Genomic DNA, 18,923 nt, shown 5'->3' with positions numbered 1-18,923 from the left:
TACGAATGCTTTAAAATAGTGCAAACTGTATATTAAAATATCATAATGTAAAATGATTGGCATTTTTTGTACATATAATTACATACTGGTACGCATAACTGTGTTTGCAAGATATACCAAATTATGCCACATCTTTACAATGCTCCATTACAAGAATCGTACCTCCTTTTAAAAGTTTAGCTTACTGTACCGACATAAGAGATAACTAATTCTCTTACTAGCACTTCCCACGTCAAAATCTAAACGGCAAGATGTTCGAATAATCCAATTACTCCATTGTTACTTTTTGATCATTGGAAACAAAATGGGAAAGGATGATTACCATGAAGAAAGCGGAAGTTGGAAATATCATTGAATTTAGAGAAGGCTTAAAAGGAATCGTCGAGAAAGTGAACGAGAACTCAGTAATCGTGGACGTCACGTATATGGAAAATTATCGTGATTTGGAGCTTGAACAAAAAACAGTCGTAAACCATAAAAATTATAAAATCATAGGATAATTCAATTTATCAAACGGGATGGTTACTAGATGACCATTCCGTTTTTCACTTTTTAGCAATCGCCCCATTCGATTCCCCCGCTTTTTGTAACCATTTCCATTTCATGCCGTCTAATTCATTAAAGGGAAAAGCACCTGTATGTGATGCAGGAATATCCAGTTTGAAATTTCTATCAGAAAGAGGAGGGAAACACATGACTTGTTGGACACGTTATATTGGCTGTGTCACATTCGCCGCTTTTCTGCTGACTGGCTGTGGTACGGCCACAGACGAAAATGCAGATGAGCCACAGGAAGATTCAATAAAAGAGGAGAACGGAGGCAACACTTCTCAAAGAGGCAATCGTAATAAAATAAGACTGATGGAGCAAAACCTGCAGTATACAATGAACGGGGAAGCAAAAGAAAAAACAGCATTCCTAAAAAAAAGCGATAATCAACCGTTCAGCCTCTATGTTTTGCAACAATTCAGGTTAAGTGCCGAAGAACCTGGAAAAGATATTGTGTTCCTGATTGAAGATGAATCCATTTATATGAGAATCGAATTGTTGAAGGCCGATGTCAGTTGGGATGAGGTGGAAGAAAATGTTCAAGACCAGCTGAAAAGCATTTCAGAAACGATTAGGGATCCTTCACTCGATATCGAGAGCGGCACAGGATTTGAAGTGGAAAGTGGGGATGATGTCATCACTTCCATTTTGCTCAAGGATGAAAAAGCCCCCGTCCGCTTAACGATGTTCACGAAAAAAGATAAAGATTACCGGGATGCTTTTCTAGAGATGGCTAAGACGCTGATGAAAGGGTGACCATTGATTTCCCCATGGTACGGAGGGCTTAAGAGGCCCCCCGTTCTCAATTACTCCTTGCCTGCCTTGCTCTTCCAGACCAGCACTAAAAAAAGGAGGCTTATGTATCCAAAAACCGGATAAATATATCCTAGTAACCTTCCATATCCGAATTCACTAATGACTAAAGCTATTAAAAAGATCACCGCTATGATCAGCATGCTTGGCAATTTAATATAACTGCTGATTTGCCTCTGTAAGCCATATATGTTTCCGATGACCGATGTGAATATCTCTCCGTATATCACCAAAATGAACATCCAATACAACTGACCGGCCGCAGTTCTCATAATAACTGCTGAAGGGATTTCATAACGATTCACGTCAGGAAGTGTCATAAGTGAAAAATGCCCCGTCAATAAAATGATGGTCAGGAATATCCCTCCAAGAATTGCTCCATGCTTAATGACCTTCTCATCTCGAACTTCATACGCAACCGGAACCAGCACAGCCTGTGCCAAAGCAAGATTAAAGGCTGTGTAGGCAAAGGGGGACAAAATCATTTTCACGGTGATCACTTCATCCGGAACTTTTGTAAGGGTCTTAAAGAAATCCCCATTACCTAAAGTCGAGAAAAAAAGAATCACGCTAAAGCAGATCATGATTGGTACAACAAACGAGTTCACAGTGAAAACACCGCGCATGCCCATCATCAGGACCAAGGATGCCAGGATGATCGTAGACCAACTTCCTATACTTTTAGGCACGCCAAGTTGTTCTTCAAAAACGGCTCCAGAACCCGAAATCATGACAGCCGTCACCCCTAACAGCATGATTAGGAAAAAGAAGTTGATGATTCCTGCTATTTTCTTCCCAAAAAGAAATTGATTGAACTCCTCATACGAAGATGCTCTGATCCTTGCGGAAATGAGCATGATTTTCGTCCCGGTGAATATGAAAATATAACCTGCTATTAAAATCCCGATAAAGCCATAAAAACCATAACGGGTAAAAAACTCGACAATCTCTTTTCCAGTTGCAAATCCTGCACCGACGACTGTGCCTACATAAACCGCTGCAATCTGAAAACTCCCTGACCACCTTGACAGCATACTCTCCCCTCCTCCTTACATTTATATGTAAGGAAGAGATATTTAAGACAAGCCGGGCGATATTCCTTTCGTCGGCTGTTTTTTTCCTCGGTTTCATTTCTCTCACAGTGCAGTCTGAAACCCCCTATGCATTTCACTTTGAAGCATCATTCCGAATGCATGAAAATTAAAAAAAACGCTTGGAATAATCTCCAAGCGTTCAGACTGTATACTAATTAATAAACGTACCAGTTGATTCCAGAAATTCGCTCCCTTTCCGCCGATTGTCTTTCATGCCGCATCATTGCAAGCACCTCGGCAGGAGTGTGGCAAATTTCTTCAATCCAATAAGGTTTCTTTCTATATAAAAAAGTGTTCATGAAGGATAACCAAATCTTCTTTTATAATCATGGTTCAGAGTTAGACCATTTCATAATGCCTTATCATCAACAGTGGAGAGCCATTCGTCTATCACCTTCACAACGGACTGTACAGTACCGTCTACAAACGGTGATTTCAGATTCGCAGATTCAACGAGATCAAGGAAGGACTTGCTGCCTCCAAGTTGGCACAGATTCAAATAATCCTCCCAAGCCGTTTCATCTTTTTCAGTCGACCTTTTCCAGAATTGGAAAGCACAAATCTGGGCCAATGTATAGTCGATATAATAAAAGGGTGATTGATAAATGTGGCTTTGCCGCTGCCAATACCCGCCATGCTCCAAGAATTCATTTCCTTCATAATCGCGATGCGGCAAATATTCCATCTCGATCTTACGCCAAGCCTGCTTTCTTTCAACGGGGGAGGCATTAGGATTTTCATAGACAAAATGCTGAAATTCATCAACAGCTACCCCATACGGGAGGAATATGAGGGCACCGCTTAAATGGGAAAACTTATATTTTTCCGTATCTTCCTTGAAAAATAGCTCCATCCATGGCCAAGTTAGAAATTCCATGCTCATCGAATGGATTTCACATGCTTCATATGTAGGCCAATAATATTCAGGAATACCAAGATCACGGCTGCGATACACTTGGAATGCATGACCTGCCTCATGTGTCAAAACATCAATATCCCCGGAAGTGCCATTGAAATTAGAAAAGATGAATGGAGCTTTATAGTCTTCTATAAAAGTACAGTAGCCACCGCTTTCTTTTCCTTTTTTCGCCACAAGGTCCATCAGGTCATTATCAATCATATAGTTGAAAAACTGATTCGTTTCAGGCGATAGTTCCTGGTACATCCTTTTCCCATTTCCGATGATCCACTCAGCATCGCCTTTTGGAATGGCATTACCCGTTCTGAAATGAAAATTCTCATCATAATAGTTCAGCTTCTCCAATCCAAGACGTTCCCGCTGCCGTTCCTTCAGCCGGGTGACAAGCGGTACCACTTCCTCTTTCACCTGCTTGCGGAATGCAGCAACCATATCAGCATCATAATCAGTCCTTGTCATTCGATAATACCCAAGTTCCACGAAATTCCCATAACCCAGCGCTGTCGAAATCCCATTCCTCACCTTGACAAGTTCATCGAATATACGATCCAATTCCTCCTGCTTTTCTTCAAAGAAACCGTAATATGCCTCACTTGCATTTTTCCTTAACTCACGGTCCGAGGACTCCATAAAAGGCTGAAGCTGCGCAAGCGTTAATTCTTTTCCATCAAAGCGAATTTTTGCAGAGGCAATTAATTGTGAATACTCACTTGATAATTTATTTTCTTTTTGCAGCTGTGGTATGATTTCGGGCGAAAAGGTTTTGAGTTGGGCCTCTGCCAGGTCAAATAGTTGAGTTCCCCATTTCTCCTCAAGCTCCTTACGGAATTTCGAGCGAACGAGATCATTGTAAAATTTCGAGGTCAATTCTTCCATTTCAGGGGAGAAGTCATCTAAGTAATCATTCTCCGCTTTATAAAAAACATCATTGGTATCTATGGAATGCCGGATATAGACTAAATTAAACATCGTACCTACATAATTTCGTATTCCGTTTATTTCTTCCATGGCTTTTATTTGTGCATCGGCATTTGCAGCATCCGTAAACTTTTCCAAAGCTTTCATGAACCGGGTTTTAATTTCATCCATTTCAGGCCGCTTATATTTATACTCATTAAATTTCATATGTAAACTCCCTTTCGAATATAAAACATTTTTTCTGTATAACCAGTGTGACGTTATCCAATCGAATTCGTTTCCAAGTAACATTCACCATTATCACGGTTGTCGTAATGTAATTTAATTCGCCATAGCTTATTAAAAACCTTTTTATGTCGCTAAAACAAATTCATGTTTTATCAGACATGAAAAACCAGCACCTGTAGTCAAATCCAGGTGCTGGTTCTTTAGCTAATTTTGAGCGGAATACCCAATCTTTTTAAGCAATTCGATCACGGTCGCCTTTTCATCTTGCGTAAGTACACTCATGATATCATCGATTCTTTTTTCATGCTCAGGAAATACTCCTTCAATAAAGGCCTTTCCTTTATCGGTTATCTTTGCAAAGGTTACACGGCGATCCTCTTTACATGCTATGCGCTGCAGATATTCCTTCTGTTCAAGTTTATCCACGACATAGGTAATGCTGCCGCTGGCTAGCAGGATTTTTCCGCCTATTTGCTGAAGAGGCTGATCCCCTTTATGATAAAGCAATTCCAGTACTGCAAACTCAGTTGGATTCAAACCCTCTTCAGCTATATGTTTATTAACCACATCATTAATGGATCGATGAGCTCTAGACATCACAATGAACAGTTTCAAAGACTGTTGGATGTTATTATTCTCCATAACTTCACAACCTTAAAAATTTTTAATTAAAATATCTTGAATTAAAAGTTATTATATGACATTAAGGATTTTTTGTCAATCTGCCCTGTTAGTATGCACTATTGTTTAATCAATCATTTTGATATACTTGAAAAAAAAGCTAAAGTAGTGACAAACATGAAAACGAGGCATAAATTCACCACATACCTACTTATTGTTATTTTACCATTAATTTTTCTCTCTATCATTTATTGGATGCATTTAGAACGTTCCCTTCAAAAAGAAAGACAGGTGCAAGCTGAATGGGCGGGAACGGTTTATCAAGAATACATAGATCAAGTTATAAGGGAAACGAAGGAAAACCTTGAACTGCTTAGCCTTAGCAGTTCCGTGCTTTATATGGATGATAAAAAAACCGAACTTCTTATGAACTGGATCAAAGATACAGATTCCAGGTATGCCGGAGTATATTGGCTAAATCGCGACGGTGTTTCCATTTCGGGTACGAATAAGAATTTCCATCATTACCATTTAATCGAACAAAATGATATAGAACGTGCAGTAAAAACTCAAAAAGCAGTTGTAGCAGGAACAAAGGAGCTTTATAACACTCATTTTAATTATTTTTCCATTTTTGCTCCCATACTGGATCAAGATAAAAAAGTGCAAGGGTTTTTATTGGCACATATCAGGCTGGATCATATGGAAAAAATATTGAAAATGCTCAGCCCTGGTCATACCTTTATATTGGAAACAAAGGACAAAACCCGAATTTTAGATATAAATGCCGAGGGATTCAATGGACATTCAACATGGGTGGATGTTCCTTTGACCGAAGTCGATTGGAAACTGTCCGTCAAAGTGCCCGACAAGATTAACACAAATAACATGAATGTTTTTTTAATGCTTGTCTTTTTCACCTTCTTTATTACTCACATGATTTATATCATCATGGAGGAACTGATCGTTCGCAGGCATGCCAAAAACCAAAAATTACTAAACGAAAGCCAAAAAATAGATTTTGTCGGTACATTGGCTGCAAGTACTGCACATGAAATAAAAAACCCACTTACCGGCATAAAGGGGCTAGTTCAGTTACTGGTAGAAAAACACCCTGAGGAGCAAGATCAGTTCTATTACTCTGTCATCATGAAGGAAATTGAACGGATCAATAGCATCGTCAGCGAATTTTTGATTTTAGGAAAGCCAATGGTACAAACTTTATCCTTATATGATATTCGCGGTATCATTGCTGAATTGAGACCAATAATAGAATCAGAAGCACGTCACTTCAATATTGAAGTGGAATGGAATATCATAAAGGAACCAATCCTGGTTCATTGTACAAAGGACCAACTCAAACAAGTCATTCTCAACATTGCCAAAAACGGTTTCGAGGCCATGGAAGTTGGGAAAAAGTTAAGGATTCGAATTCACCATGAAAATGAATCGGCTAAAATCATGATCATCGATAACGGGCAAGGACTGACTGAAAAAGATATAGGGAAAGTGTTCGATCCCTTCTATACATCGAAAAAAGAAGGAACGGGATTAGGGCTATTTGTGTGTAAACGAATCATTGAATCTTTTAACGGCACCATCGAGTTTTCAAGTAAACCTCTGATCGGTACAACCGTTACAATCCGCTTGCCGCTTATAAAAGACCACACTTAGCAATACTTTGAAGAGTTATCGATTTTTTCATAAAGGCTAGTAACGATCCCGATTTATTTAAAGGTGTCATGCATACGGTGCATGCTTATTGAATCTATTTATGGAATAGGTAAAAATCTTAATAAGGAAGAAGGATATATACAGATGGGAAGTATCGCTGCCATTAAAACAAAAACGCAAAAACAAGATATGACTCTGAAAATCATGATCATCATAGGCATATGCCATTTAATGAATGATTCTCTTCAGGCCGTCGTACCGGCCATGTTCCCAATCCTCGAAAAATCAATGTCGCTTTCATATACACAGCTAGGAATGATTGCATTCTGCCTGAATATCGTCTCATCGCTCCTGCAACCGGCAGTTGGGTTTTATACGGATAAAAAACCGTTTCCATATGCATTGCCCATTGGGTTGACCAGTACTTTAATCGGGGTCATCATTCTCGCAATTGCCCCAAACTATACCATTATCCTTGGTGCAGTCATCCTGATGGGCTTAGGGTCGGCCATATTCCATCCGGAAGGCTCCAGGGTTGCCTACATGGCAGGCGGACCAAAGAGAGGCCTGGCACAATCCATTTATCAGGTCGGCGGGAATAGCGGGCAGGCACTTGCCCCACTCATCACAGCCATCGTACTTGTTCCATTTGGTCAAAAGGGCGCACTCTGGTTTGCCCTGGTTGCCTTAATGGCCGTTATCCTATTGCTGTATATTGCCAATTGGTATTCCCAAAAATTAGTTCACTTCCAGCCTAAAAAGCTTGCTGCAAAAATAATCAATAAAGAGCGGTCCCATAAAGTGGCCAAAGCCCTGGTATTGATTTTATTCATAATCTTTGCCCGTTCCTGGTATGTATCGTGCATGACGAATTTTTATAGTTTTTATTTGATCGAACAGTATTCATTCACGATAAAAGCCGCTCAATTTTTCCTATTTGCCTTTTTGGCAGCTGGTGCTGTTGGTACTTTTTTCGGAGGCCCGCTTGCTGATAGATTCGGACGTAAAAACATCATTTTCTTTTCTTTCGCTGCCAGCATGCCAATAACCGCACTTTTACCATTCGTACCTCCTACAGCCGCTTTTATCTTATTATTGATAGCGGGATTCATTATAATGAGCAGTTTTTCCGTCACGGTAATATACGCACAGGAATTGGTCCCGGGAAAAGTCGGTACGATGGCAGGCTTGACCGTAGGTTTAGCCTTCGGAATGGGTGCCATTGGATCCGTTTCATTGGGAGCCATTGCAGATATAATTGGAATTGAATCCATGATTAAACTAGTGGGATTCCTGCCATTACTGGGAATCATCAGCATATTGCTACCGTCTGATCTAACATTGAAAAAATGGTATGCAGAAGATTGATGCAAAATGGTTTTTTCCAGGAACATATTCTTTATGTCTAAATACAATGAATTATTGTTTCACCCAAAAATCCGCAAAGAAGTAACGATAAGTACCTTACAAAGGAGAAATTTATGAGTGGAGTTTTATTAGGAAGCATCCTATCTGCTATGTCTACAGGGTTTGGTGCGTTACCGATCTTGTTCATTCAAGGTTCAATCACACATCGATTCAGAGACACGCTACTGGCATTTACCGCTGGAATCATGATGGCTGCTTCGTTATTGAGCCTGATCCCGGAGTCTCTGGCCACCGGAGGGTATATTCAGCTGGTAATTGGGGTTTTTCTCGGGGTAATGACATTAACGGTCATGGAACAAAACATTCCTCATATCGATCTCAGCCATACGAAAAGTGGTATTCAGTTCGATGAAAAGGCCTTGCTCATCATCACTGCCATTACACTCCATAATATTCCTGAGGGGCTTTCTGTCGGGGTCAGTTACGCCTCTGATACAGCTGATACAGGTAACTTGATCGCTTTTGCCATCGGCCTGCAAAATGCTCCGGAAGGCTTACTGGTCGCCTTGTTTTTAATTAATCAAAAAATCGGTAAACTCACAGCATTCCTGATTGCAACCTTAACCGGCACCATCGAAATAATTACAGGCTTACTGGGTTATTATTTAACCTCTTACATTGGGTTCCTGGTTCCATACGGCCTAGCTTTCGCCGCCGGGGCCATGCTTTTCATCGTTTATAAGGAACTGATTCCCGAAAGCCATGGGGATGGTAATGAACGCACATCCACCTATTCCTTCATTATCGGCCTTTTGTTCATGGTCATATTATTGGAAATTTTATAATTGCGGTACTTCCATGGCTGGCTCCATCAAGTGAGTCAGCTCTTACTTTTTATTTATCAGTGTAATCCATTCAGAAAAATTAAGACTTCTAAACCAATCCGATGCACGAAGGACACCTTCTGGTGACCTCCCCTCGATATATACCCCAAATCCAAAGGAAATTCAAAAGATATATTATTGTTTACATATGTCTTTCTTTTTTTGTTTTCAGATATGATTCATTTCACCAGAAATCACACAAAGTTGATTGTCTCTTGCCTGCTAATATAAAAAGTCATGGGCATTCAGTTCCTTCTAAAAGGAAATGTCTTCATTAAAGGGCTGCTGTACAATAACAACCATTTCATCTCGCTTATTTCTCACTTCCACTGATGGATGATGTTGAAGGATCAGATACTCATTTATAAGTTTGTCAAGCTGCTCGCTTTGGCGAAGGGTATACTCATGGCCAAGTCCATACATTTTCGCCAACTCCATCATTTCCCAACGCTTCATTCGAATCTCAGAACAAATTTCCGTTGCACACCTAGAATTCATAACTACATTCACTACTCCTGCCCTTTTAAAGTTACATTATAATAAAGAAGTATTACAAAATATGCCTTATATGTAAATAGATTCGCAAAAAAAGACAAAACTTCTTAAATTGCGATATGGCTTGGTCCATCAGCAGACAGGATATGACGGAAATTCCTAAGCATAAGCATCATATATTGATCAGGAAGATTTCATATGAAGACAGCTCCGAAAATCGCTTTGAAAGATTCCCCTATTTGGATGCTATTATTAGTTTTCGCTTATTCAATTCGAGCAAATAATTTCTCAATGATTTAAAAGCAGGACAGCCCCTTAAGTGAAGCAAAAATGTTTATCATTATTACAACCCTCATTTGAAATCCCAGGATAATGATGATGAAACAAAAAAGGAATCCGATAAAGGATCCCTAATGAAGTATCCATGCTTTCCGTTAACTTAAGAAAGGTATAGAGCATCCCCTTCTACATTACTCGAATGGCAAATAAATATGAAAGCTCGTCCCTTTTCCCACTTCGCTTTCCACTTCTATATAGCCATTGTGTTCTTCAATGATTTTATAGCTGACCATGAGCCCCAGTCCTGTTCCCCTATCCTTCGTCGTATAAAAAGGTTCACCCAATTTTTTTAGCATTTCCGTTGAAATCCCCATGCCTTTATCAGTAATTGAAATGCAAACGTATTTCTCTGAAAATCGGCTTGTTTTAATGTGAACAGATCCGCCATCCGGCATGACTTCCAATGCATTTTTGATGATATTAATGAACACTTGCTTTAACTGGTTCGCTTCACATAAAACCTTACATTCATCTTCTTCAAAGTTTGTCTCGAATTGAATATTTTCCAACAGTGCCTGAGCGGCCAGTAATTCCAGTGTCTCTCTCAATATGGTATGAACGTCCTGTTTGAAAACTTTTAGCGCCTGCGGCTTTGCCAGAACCAAAAATTCCGTGATAATGGTTTCGATTCGCTTAATTTCGGATGTAATCACATGAAAATATGTGGAAAACTCCCCTTTAACACCATCCTCAAGCAACTGGATAAAACCTTTTAAAGCTGTCATTGGATTCCTGATTTCGTGAGCAATACCTGCCGCCAATTCACCAACGACATTCAAAGTATCCGATTTACGGATTTGTTCCTGCATTTCGAGATTTTTACTCACATCACGGAAAATGCTTAAATTCAGATTCGAATATAAATTTTTCCTCGTCAAAAATTCAATATGCTTAACTCTTCCATCTTCGAATGTTATCGGAATGATGGAGGAGTATACCTCATGCTTATAAACATTTTCAATGTGAGAGTTCAATTCTGGAGCATTTTCAGGAATTTTTTCGATGAACCCCTTAACAGATAAAGAAAGCAGTTTGCGCTTCGAAATCTCCAATATTTTCTGACCCGCTTCATTAATATCCGTGAACCCTTCATGATTCCATAAAATCAGGCCGTCTAATGTTCCCTCAAAAATCTTCCTGAACTTCTTCTCACTATCCCTTAATTCCTTCTCAATCAGCCAGCGCTCACTGACATTTCGAAAGATCGTTACGTTATATCCGTCACCTTCATGTTTTTTTGCAGTCAATTCCAGCAATTTAATTTGGTTATTAGGCATTTTATAAATCAGCTCACCACGCACCTGAGTGTCTCTTTCAAACCTTTCCATCATCTGACTAAAATGGTGATTGTTGCTGTAAACGTATTTCCAGATATAACTGCCAATCAAATCCTCCCTGCTGGATTCGAATATTTTACATGCTGAATGATTGACCCGAAAAATGATCCCATCATCATTCCAGAATATGATTGCATCCATGGACTGGTCGAATAATTCCGCAAAAATCCGTTCGCTCGTCTCTAACTTTTTTTCTATTATATTTGATTCTGTAATTCTTCCAAGCACAGACATATATAGTTCATTTCCCACCGTTGAACTTATCGAAAAAGTAAAATGATGCAGTTCATCCCCGACCTTTATCTCTACCTCCCCTTTATAGTTTGACTCATCAAAGGCTCTTTGTATGCTCTCATCCCAATATCCCCGATAATCTGGGGAGATGAGGTCCCTCATATTCTTACCGACAATCTCTTTTTTCGGAATGCCCAAGGCATAGATAAAGGCATGGTTCACTTCCATTATTATTCCTGAACTGTCAAATAGAACGATGCTTTCTATGGCTGTATCGAAAATGTCCAAAAACATCTGTCTTGACATCCCTGATTCCCTTGACGAAGAAACATCCAATGTCACATCCCCCAAACGATAGAACTGCTGTCCTTCGGAAAGTGATCCCATTCGTATAAACTCTATTTGCTTAAGGGCTCCGGTATGTAGCTGGATAATTTGCCTTTCACTTTCATTCGAGGTTTTTAGGGTGCTTGACACTTCCTGGTTATTTAAAGGGATGACATCGAGAAAATCAGTTATCCTCATGGACTCCAGTTGATCTTTAGGTGTTTCCAGCAGGGCACAAGCGGCATCATTGGCATAAGTGAGACGCAGTTCCTCATCAACCCTGATATAAGGCTCTGACATTGAATCGAACATATTCAGAAACCCTTCGATCTGTTTATTCAATTTTAAAATTTCCTGTTTATATTCCGTTTCATTCTCATAACCGATATTCATATTAACCCCCCTCATCAAAACCCATACCTACCCAACTTTATTCGACATCCATCTTGATTTTCCTCGGTATTTTTCGAAAATCAGGACAAACACCTTTATCCAAAATTAACCTATATATCAAATGATAGTATATTGAATGCTGTAAAACTTAGCGTTAAGCTTAATTTAAGGTTTTTATAATAAATTTAATAAATAATGATTTAGTACAAGGTATTTAGGGAATAAGAAATAACAATGCTTTCTAGCTACCTTAAAATTTATTAAATGGAGGCAATAAATGAAACAACGTGATTTTTTCTTCGATAACGCCAAGTTCATTCTCATGGCATTTGTCGTCTTTGGTCATTTGCTGAATACGTATATACATGACAGTGAAACGATATATGCTTTATATAAAACCATTTATTCCTTTCACATGCCTGCCTTTATCCTTGTTTCAGGATTCTTTGCGAAAGGTTTTTATCAAAAAGGGTATTTAGGTAAAATTACTAAAAAGCTGATTTTACCCTACATCATTTTCCAATTGATATATACCGTTTACTATTATTTCTTATATGAACGTTCTGCCATCACTGTAGACCTGCTTGACCCCCAATGGTCGCTATGGTTCTTGATCAGTTTATTCTGTTGGAACATCATGCTGCTTGGTTTCTCAAAGCTAAAGCCATCAGTAGGCATAGGTTTATCTTTAATAATCGCATTATTGATTGGTTATATAGACAATATTTCCAATTACCTTAGTCTCTCCAGGACATTCGTTTTTTTCCCGATGTTTTTGATTGGGTACCATTTAAGCAAGGAACATTTAAAAAAACTATTCACTCCCAAAGTTCGTTTGGCATCACTTATTGTCATGTTAGTGATTTTTATCGGTTTTTATTTAAATACCGATATTAATTATAAATGGCTGCTCGGTTCGAAACCATATGCCGAACTTGAAGATGCGACAATCGTGTCCATGTTTAAACGCCTGGGATTTTATGGATTGAGCATTATTTCAGTGTTCAGCTTCCTTTCGTTCATCCCACGCAGACAATTTTTCTTTACGAATTGGGGTAAACAAACCCTTTATGTGTATCTGCTGCATGGTTTCTTCATTCGTTTCTTCCGCGAAAGCACCATACAGGAATACTTCAGCAATACAGAGAGCTTTATAATGCTCGCCGGACTCTCTTTCTTGATTACCGTGTTATTATCAAGTGAAATGATCGCTTCCATGGCACAGCCGATCATCGAATTGAAGGCGACCAAAACAAAACGATTCATGACTAAAACGAAAGACTATATTAAACAAGCGTTTTAAATAAAACGGATGAAGCATTTCCTGCTTTATCCGTTTTTTCAAATTCGATTTCTTATCCGACTTTCAAGCAGAAAAGATTCCCCTTCAATACCATAACTCATTTTTCAAATGGAGCACGCTATGGTAAAATAACTCGTTAGTGCTTGTTGGCTTAAAAAGACATGTACACGAAAGGAGCCAGGCGTTTCTTTTACGCCCTTTAACATGAATATAATAATCAGTACTCTTAACGCAAAATATATCCATACATCGCTATCCATCCGATATTTAAAAGCTTACGCCCAGCCTGATTATGATGTCCAGCTGGCAGAATATACGATAAAAGATCCAATTATGAACATCGTTGGTGACCTTCATTCCAAAAAACCTGATGTCATAGGGTTCAGCTGCTATATTTGGAACATCGAGGAAACAATGAAAGTCGTAGCCATGCTTAAAAAAATCAACCCGGAATTGGTCATCATTCTCGGCGGACCTGAAGTCACCTATGATGTTGGGGAATGGCTTGATCAGATTCCCGGGGCTGATTTCATCGTAATCGGTGAAGGTGAAGTCACCTTCAAGGCCCTTTTATCTGAAATTGAAGGTTCGAATGACTATAAGAAGATCGGCGGCATTGCGTACCGACAGGATGGAAAAAAAATCATCCAGCCTCAGAACGGCAAGGTTGATTTAAAATCCCTCCCTTCTCCATATCGTTTGGAGGAAGACCGCGGCGACCTATCTAAACGTGTCACCTATATCGAAACTAGCCGAGGTTGCCCGTTCAGCTGCCAATTTTGCCTTTCATCGATTGAAGTGGGTGTCAGGTATTTTGATCGTGAAAAGATTAAAGAAGATATCAGGTACCTTATGGCTAATGGTGCAAAGACCATTAAGTTCGTTGACCGAACCTTCAATATCAGCCGAAGCTATGCCATGGAGATGTTTCAATTCTTAATCGATGAGCATCTTCCCGGTGTGGTTTTCCAGTTCGAGATCACGGCGGACATCATGCGTCCGGAAGTTATCCAGTTCTTGAACGACAATGCCCCTGCAGGACTGTTCCGCTTTGAAATAGGGGTACAATCGACGAATGATCATACGAATGATCTAGTAATGAGAAGACAGAATTTCGAAAAACTGACCAGGACCGTAACCATGGTAAAAGATGGTCAGAAAATTGATCAGCATTTAGACCTTATTGCCGGTTTACCGGAAGAAGATTATCATTCTTTCCGAAAGACCTTCAATGATGTTTTCGAGCTTAGACCCGAAGAGATGCAGCTTGGTTTCTTAAAGATGCTTCGTGGAACCGGCTTACGGATACGAGCCGATGAACACCAATATATATACAGCGAACATGCTCCTTATGAAATATTGGGGAATAATGTTTTATCCTTCGATGACATTGTCCGCATTAAACAAGTTGAAGATGTACTTGAAAAATACTGGAACGATCATAGAATGGATCATACTACGGAATATCTTGTCAAAACGGTATTTCAATCACCGTTCGACTTCTTTCAAGATTTCGGTACCTATTGGGATGAACAAGGGTGGTCACGAATCGGCCATCAGCTTGAAGACTTGTTCAGACGTTTACAGCAGTTTTTGGCTTCCCGGGAATCTGCCGAACTGAAAAACATTATCGGACTCATGAAATTGGATTATTTCATGAATCAAAAATACAAACCACGTAAACCTTGGTGGGAAGCTTCATTAGATAAAAGTGGTCGGAAAGAGATATATGAATATATTCTCAATAAGCCTGAACAGCTTGGTTCCTCTTTCACTGCTTTGGCCCTGAATGAAAAAGAAATACACAAACACACGTTGCTCGAGGCACTTCCCTTTGATTTGGAAACGTATTTAGCTGAGGGAACAATCGTCGATAAACCTTCATTCATGCTTGCCTATTTTGATCCGAGTGGTAAGGGATCAACGATTTTCCCTCTTTCAAAATCCGGTAGCATCATGCTTTAATAAAAAGGACGGACCCAAGGCTGGGTCCGTCCTTTTTTACTTATCACTTTCACGTTTTTTATTTTCTTTTGCCAAAATTTCATAAATTTTAGTTGCGTTCATATCGCCGCTGAATTCGATTCCAAATTCAGTTCGTACATGTTCACCCAGCTTTTCCCCGCTGTTCCGTTTTTCTTTATCCATTACTTCTTCCTTTTCTGCCTTGCTTTGAATTGCGGTTGGCACCTTTCATTGCATTTTCCTCCATTGCGAACTCATTGGAAAATTCATTTTCAGCTTGATTTCTTTTTGGCGTTTTACTTGCTTTTACAGCTCCATCCACATTGGCTTTCCGTTTCATTTTCATCCACCCTTTTTAATATAGTTTACCTTTTAGAATGGGGTAAAAATGCCGGAAATTATTCAGGGATAATATAGGGACAGACGAGAAAAATAACCGTAAAACGAAAAGGGAGACACTACATGAAAAAGAAATTGGATTCACCAATTGTCAACGATACACAGCCACACCAAATTAACGCACCAAGCTTTAAAGGGACCGGCATAAAACCACAGGCTCCATTCGTCAATGATTATGGAGTCGTCATTGGCGACAGTAAATATGCCTCTGAAAACTCACCACTCGAAAACTGGAGCGAAGATACAGACCCGGAAATCATGGCTGGAGACGAATGGGTACACCCCACCAATGATATAGGCTGGAATTCAACTGAAAACCGCCAACTATTAGAGTCTAAAATAGCGCCGCAGCCGCCTTTCATGCATCCAGATAAAGATGTTAGCACTAATACGGATTGAGGCGTGCTTTCTTTAGGGTCAAAGGAACAAGTGAAATCCTAGAAGGGGTGCATCATACACCCCTTATTCTCATTTAACCTGCAAAATCAACTTCCCTTTCGTTTGCCGGGCGTTCATTTCCTCATGAACGGCTGCTGCCTTTTCAATTGGGAAGATGCCCCCGATAGTTAACTTAAGCTCCCCAGACGCAACGTATGCAAAAAGGTCTTGAATGCTAGGCAACAGCAAATCCGGGTGTTTCATGATCTGTGGCAGGAAAAATCCCACGACGGATTGATTGCGCCTCATTAATTGCTGCGGGTTCATCGTATAAGGCTTACGACTTGCATTGCCAAAAACAACAAGACGTCCAAAGGGAGCCAAACATTTCAACGTTTTATTGAAAATATCCCCTCCAGCCATTTCCAGCGCAACGTCTACTCCCTTTCCTCCCGTGACCTCACGGACTTTCATTTCCCATCCTTCTTGCGTGTAATCAATGAGTTCATCTGCCCCCATCTCTTTAGCCAGTTCCAACTTTTCCACTGTACTGGCGGTGGCAATCACTTTTCCAGCCCCGAAGATTTTGGCTAACTGTACGGCAATCGATCCCACTCCCCCAGCAGCAGCATGGACCAATACCGTTTCGCCCTGTTGCATGCGTCCCATTGTCTTAAGAATATGATAGGCGCTCAGACCTTGGAGGGGCAAGGCAACAGCTTCATGGAACTGAATGGCATCAGGAAGCGGAATGGCCGAGAATTCATCAGAAAGGGCATATTCTGAATATCCACCAGATTCAATTAAACTGACGACCCTTGTACCAGGTTTGATTTTGGTCACCTTTCCACCAACTTCCACCACTACGCCAGCCACTTCCGCACCGGGAATGAACGGAAGCGGCGTAGGAACTACATATTGCCCTTCCCTTCTGGCTGTATCTGCATAATTGACGCCTACACAATCGATTTCAATCAGAACTTCATGCCCTGTTGGCACAGGTCTTTCCATTTCAGTCAATTTCAGTACTTCCGGTCCGCCGTATTCTTCAAAATGAATAGCTTTCATCTTTATCCCTCCCTTATTAATTTCCTGTAAATTCCGGCTTTCTTTTTTCTTTGAATGCCGTTACCCCCTCCAGATGATCTTCCGTGGAAGCCATCAAGGTTTGCGTAATACGTTCCTGTTCCAGTATTTCATCAAGTGTAGCCGTAAACGAATGGCTGACGAGCTTTTTCATCATCCCATATGCTTTTGTCGGTCCATTTGCCAGTTTTACCGCAAGTTTCAATGATTCCTCTTCAAGTTGATTGAGTGGATATAAATAATTAATGACACCTAGCTGATATAAGCGTTCCCCAGAAATTGGCTCGGCCGAAAAGAAGAGCTGCTTTGCAAGGTGGGGCCCTACTAATTTAGGTAAAAAATACGAACCCCCTCCATCAGAGATCAGGCCTACCTGTGAAAAACTCATGGCAAATTGACTATCATCGGAAGCCACGATCAGATCACAGGCCAGTGCCAAATTGAATCCGGCACCAGCAGCAAATCCATGGACGGCAGCGATTACAGGAACCTCGGAAGCATCCAGAGCCAATATGCATTCATTCATTCTGCCAACATGATCATACAATTGACTTGCAGAGGCCTGCCCCATTGACTTCACATCGCCTCCTGCAGTGAATGACCTTCCCGCACCTTTGATGATGACTGCCCTTATATGCGGTGTTTGTTTAACATCCTTAATCGCTTTCGTTAAGCTTGCAATCATATCCGGACTAAATGCATTCAAGCTTTCAGGGCGATTCAAAGTCAGGATCATTACATTATCGGTTACTTCTTTCAATAAGTGTTCTTTTAACATTTACCCATCCCCTTTTTCTATTTGATCAACCAGCCGCCATCCACCAATAAATCCGTACCAGTCATATAGGAAGCCTCCGGGGAAGCAGCAAAGGTAATGACATTACTTATTTCCTCCGCTTTCCCCACTCTTTCCAGTGCCGTGTTCCGTTGAATGGACTTTACGAATTTTTCATTTTGCAGTCCATCCTCCGTCAATGGCGTTTCAATGAATCCCGGTGATATGGAATTGACCCGAATGCCGACAGCAGCGAGTTCCAGTGCCAAAGATTTCGTTAAACTGATGACTCCGGCTTTAGCAGAGCTGTAATGCGGGATGAACGCTCCTGCCTGATGTCCTGACAGTGAAGCAACATTCACGATTGCCCGATTGCTGGAACCTTCATTTCCGCCACTAGCTCCTTCTTCCATCAATTTCCCCAAATACTTGGAAACTAGAAAGACACTTTTCAAATTGACATGTTGAATCATATCCCAATCAGCTGCAGATGTATCCAGGAGCTTCGAGGACTTTGAACCACCTGCGTTATTGATTAAAATGTGAAGGTCACGATATTTTTCCTTCACAAACTTGGCCAGCTCCATTACCTCTTCCTCGACGGTAACATCTGCAGGGAAAATATCAGCAACCGGAATCGGGTGCCTGGCATTGATTTCTGCAGCTGCTTCCTCCAGCTTTCCTTTCGTCCGCCCTACCAACAGCACTTTTGCCCCTTCGTCCGACAAGCGCATCGCCGTAGCTTTCCCAATACCAGAGCCTGCACCTGTCACCACCGCTATTGACTGCGAAAACCTCATCCCCTTCACTCCTTATCTTTATTT

Annotated in this window: 18 protein-coding genes; 8 read left to right on the top strand and 10 right to left on the bottom strand. The window is 40.4% G+C overall.

What is annotated here, in order from left to right:
* The first annotated feature begins 323 nt into the window (after positions 1-323).
* Positions 324-500, top strand: coding sequence for a YkvS family protein (locus ACJ9PY_RS07230; protein WP_064505160.1), 177 nt, complete (start codon positions 324-326; stop codon positions 498-500).
* A 193-nt stretch (positions 501-693) separates the two neighbouring features.
* Positions 694-1,305: a hypothetical protein gene (locus tag ACJ9PY_RS07225; RefSeq protein WP_278088832.1), complete on the top strand. Its 612-nt coding sequence runs from the start codon at positions 694-696 to the stop codon at positions 1,303-1,305.
* Positions 1,306-1,355: 50 nt separating this feature from the next.
* Here ACJ9PY_RS07225 and ACJ9PY_RS07220 read toward each other — a convergent pair whose 3' ends face one another.
* From ACJ9PY_RS07220 to ACJ9PY_RS07210, 3 genes are all read right to left on the bottom strand, one after another.
* Positions 1,356-2,396, bottom strand: a complete 1,041-nt coding sequence (locus ACJ9PY_RS07220; protein WP_063576963.1) for a hypothetical protein — start codon at positions 2,394-2,396, stop codon at positions 1,356-1,358.
* A 409-nt stretch (positions 2,397-2,805) separates the two neighbouring features.
* On the bottom strand, positions 2,806-4,500 hold the full coding sequence (locus ACJ9PY_RS07215) for a M3 family oligoendopeptidase (protein WP_411739717.1): 1,695 nt from the start codon (positions 4,498-4,500) through the stop codon (positions 2,806-2,808).
* Between the two features lie 225 nt (positions 4,501-4,725).
* Positions 4,726-5,163, bottom strand: a complete 438-nt coding sequence (locus ACJ9PY_RS07210) for a MarR family winged helix-turn-helix transcriptional regulator (RefSeq protein ID WP_034314147.1) — start codon at positions 5,161-5,163, stop codon at positions 4,726-4,728.
* A 156-nt stretch (positions 5,164-5,319) separates the two neighbouring features.
* Here ACJ9PY_RS07210 and ACJ9PY_RS07205 point away from each other — a divergent pair, with 156 nt between their 5' ends.
* The 3 genes from ACJ9PY_RS07205 (at position 5,320) to ACJ9PY_RS07195 (ending at position 9,029) form a co-directional block, all read left to right on the top strand.
* A complete protein-coding gene (locus tag ACJ9PY_RS07205; protein ID WP_411739716.1) occupies positions 5,320-6,816 on the top strand; it encodes an ATP-binding protein in 1,497 nt (498 codons plus the stop codon).
* A 144-nt stretch (positions 6,817-6,960) separates the two neighbouring features.
* Complete coding sequence (locus ACJ9PY_RS07200; protein ID WP_063577806.1) at positions 6,961-8,184, top strand: MFS transporter; 1,224 nt, start codon at positions 6,961-6,963, stop codon at positions 8,182-8,184.
* Positions 8,185-8,297: 113 nt separating this feature from the next.
* The gene (locus tag ACJ9PY_RS07195) at positions 8,298-9,029 is read left to right on the top strand and encodes a ZIP family metal transporter (protein WP_057278998.1); all 732 of its coding nucleotides are present in this window, start codon (positions 8,298-8,300) and stop codon (positions 9,027-9,029) included.
* A gap of 294 nt (positions 9,030-9,323) precedes the next feature.
* Here ACJ9PY_RS07195 and ACJ9PY_RS07190 read toward each other — a convergent pair whose 3' ends face one another.
* The gene (locus tag ACJ9PY_RS07190) at positions 9,324-9,578 is read right to left on the bottom strand and encodes an aspartyl-phosphate phosphatase Spo0E family protein (protein WP_411739715.1); all 255 of its coding nucleotides are present in this window, start codon (positions 9,576-9,578) and stop codon (positions 9,324-9,326) included.
* 455 nt (positions 9,579-10,033) lie between these two features.
* Positions 10,034-12,193 (bottom strand): PAS domain S-box protein, encoded by a 2,160-nt coding sequence (locus ACJ9PY_RS07185; protein WP_411739714.1) that lies wholly within the window; start codon positions 12,191-12,193, stop codon positions 10,034-10,036.
* Between the two features lie 277 nt (positions 12,194-12,470).
* Between ACJ9PY_RS07185 and ACJ9PY_RS07180 the strand changes: the two genes are divergently transcribed.
* On the top strand, positions 12,471-13,496 hold the full coding sequence (locus ACJ9PY_RS07180) for an acyltransferase family protein (RefSeq protein WP_063576967.1): 1,026 nt from the start codon (positions 12,471-12,473) through the stop codon (positions 13,494-13,496).
* Positions 13,497-13,700: 204 nt separating this feature from the next.
* Positions 13,701-15,461 (top strand): B12-binding domain-containing radical SAM protein, encoded by a 1,761-nt coding sequence (locus ACJ9PY_RS07175; RefSeq protein ID WP_095391730.1) that lies wholly within the window; start codon positions 13,701-13,703, stop codon positions 15,459-15,461.
* A gap of 36 nt (positions 15,462-15,497) precedes the next feature.
* On the opposite strand, the gene ACJ9PY_RS07170 is transcribed toward ACJ9PY_RS07175, so the two are convergent.
* Together ACJ9PY_RS07170 and ACJ9PY_RS07165 are read right to left on the bottom strand one after the other, a co-directional pair.
* The gene (locus tag ACJ9PY_RS07170) at positions 15,498-15,644 is read right to left on the bottom strand and encodes a hypothetical protein (RefSeq protein WP_411739713.1); all 147 of its coding nucleotides are present in this window, start codon (positions 15,642-15,644) and stop codon (positions 15,498-15,500) included.
* The gene (locus tag ACJ9PY_RS07165) at positions 15,637-15,801 is read right to left on the bottom strand and encodes a hypothetical protein (protein ID WP_057278994.1); all 165 of its coding nucleotides are present in this window, start codon (positions 15,799-15,801) and stop codon (positions 15,637-15,639) included. The genes ACJ9PY_RS07170 and ACJ9PY_RS07165 overlap by 8 nt, the downstream gene beginning before the upstream one ends.
* A 122-nt stretch (positions 15,802-15,923) precedes the next feature.
* Here ACJ9PY_RS07165 and ACJ9PY_RS07160 point away from each other — a divergent pair, with 122 nt between their 5' ends.
* Positions 15,924-16,259 (top strand): DUF3905 domain-containing protein, encoded by a 336-nt coding sequence (locus ACJ9PY_RS07160; protein ID WP_336058391.1) that lies wholly within the window; start codon positions 15,924-15,926, stop codon positions 16,257-16,259.
* A gap of 69 nt (positions 16,260-16,328) precedes the next feature.
* Here the strand turns inward: ACJ9PY_RS07160 and ACJ9PY_RS07155 are convergent, their stop codons facing one another.
* The 3 genes from ACJ9PY_RS07155 to ACJ9PY_RS07145 are packed head-to-tail and all read right to left on the bottom strand — an operon-like array spanning position 16,329 to position 18,899.
* Positions 16,329-17,306 (bottom strand): quinone oxidoreductase family protein, encoded by a 978-nt coding sequence (locus tag ACJ9PY_RS07155; RefSeq protein ID WP_411739712.1) that lies wholly within the window; start codon positions 17,304-17,306, stop codon positions 16,329-16,331.
* Between the two features lie 16 nt (positions 17,307-17,322).
* Positions 17,323-18,102, bottom strand: a complete 780-nt coding sequence (locus ACJ9PY_RS07150) for an enoyl-CoA hydratase/isomerase family protein (RefSeq protein ID WP_411739711.1) — start codon at positions 18,100-18,102, stop codon at positions 17,323-17,325.
* Between the two features lie 17 nt (positions 18,103-18,119).
* Positions 18,120-18,899 (bottom strand): SDR family NAD(P)-dependent oxidoreductase, encoded by a 780-nt coding sequence (locus tag ACJ9PY_RS07145; protein WP_400449566.1) that lies wholly within the window; start codon positions 18,897-18,899, stop codon positions 18,120-18,122.
* Between the last annotated feature and the right edge of the window lie 24 nt (positions 18,900-18,923).

The sequence above is a fragment of the Peribacillus sp. S4 genome, assembly GCF_046715815.1.
Lineage (GTDB): Bacteria > Bacillota > Bacilli > Bacillales > DSM-1321 > Peribacillus > Peribacillus frigoritolerans.
The sequence above is the reverse complement of the archived record's forward strand: the minus strand, read 5'-3'. Positions and strand labels throughout refer to the sequence as shown.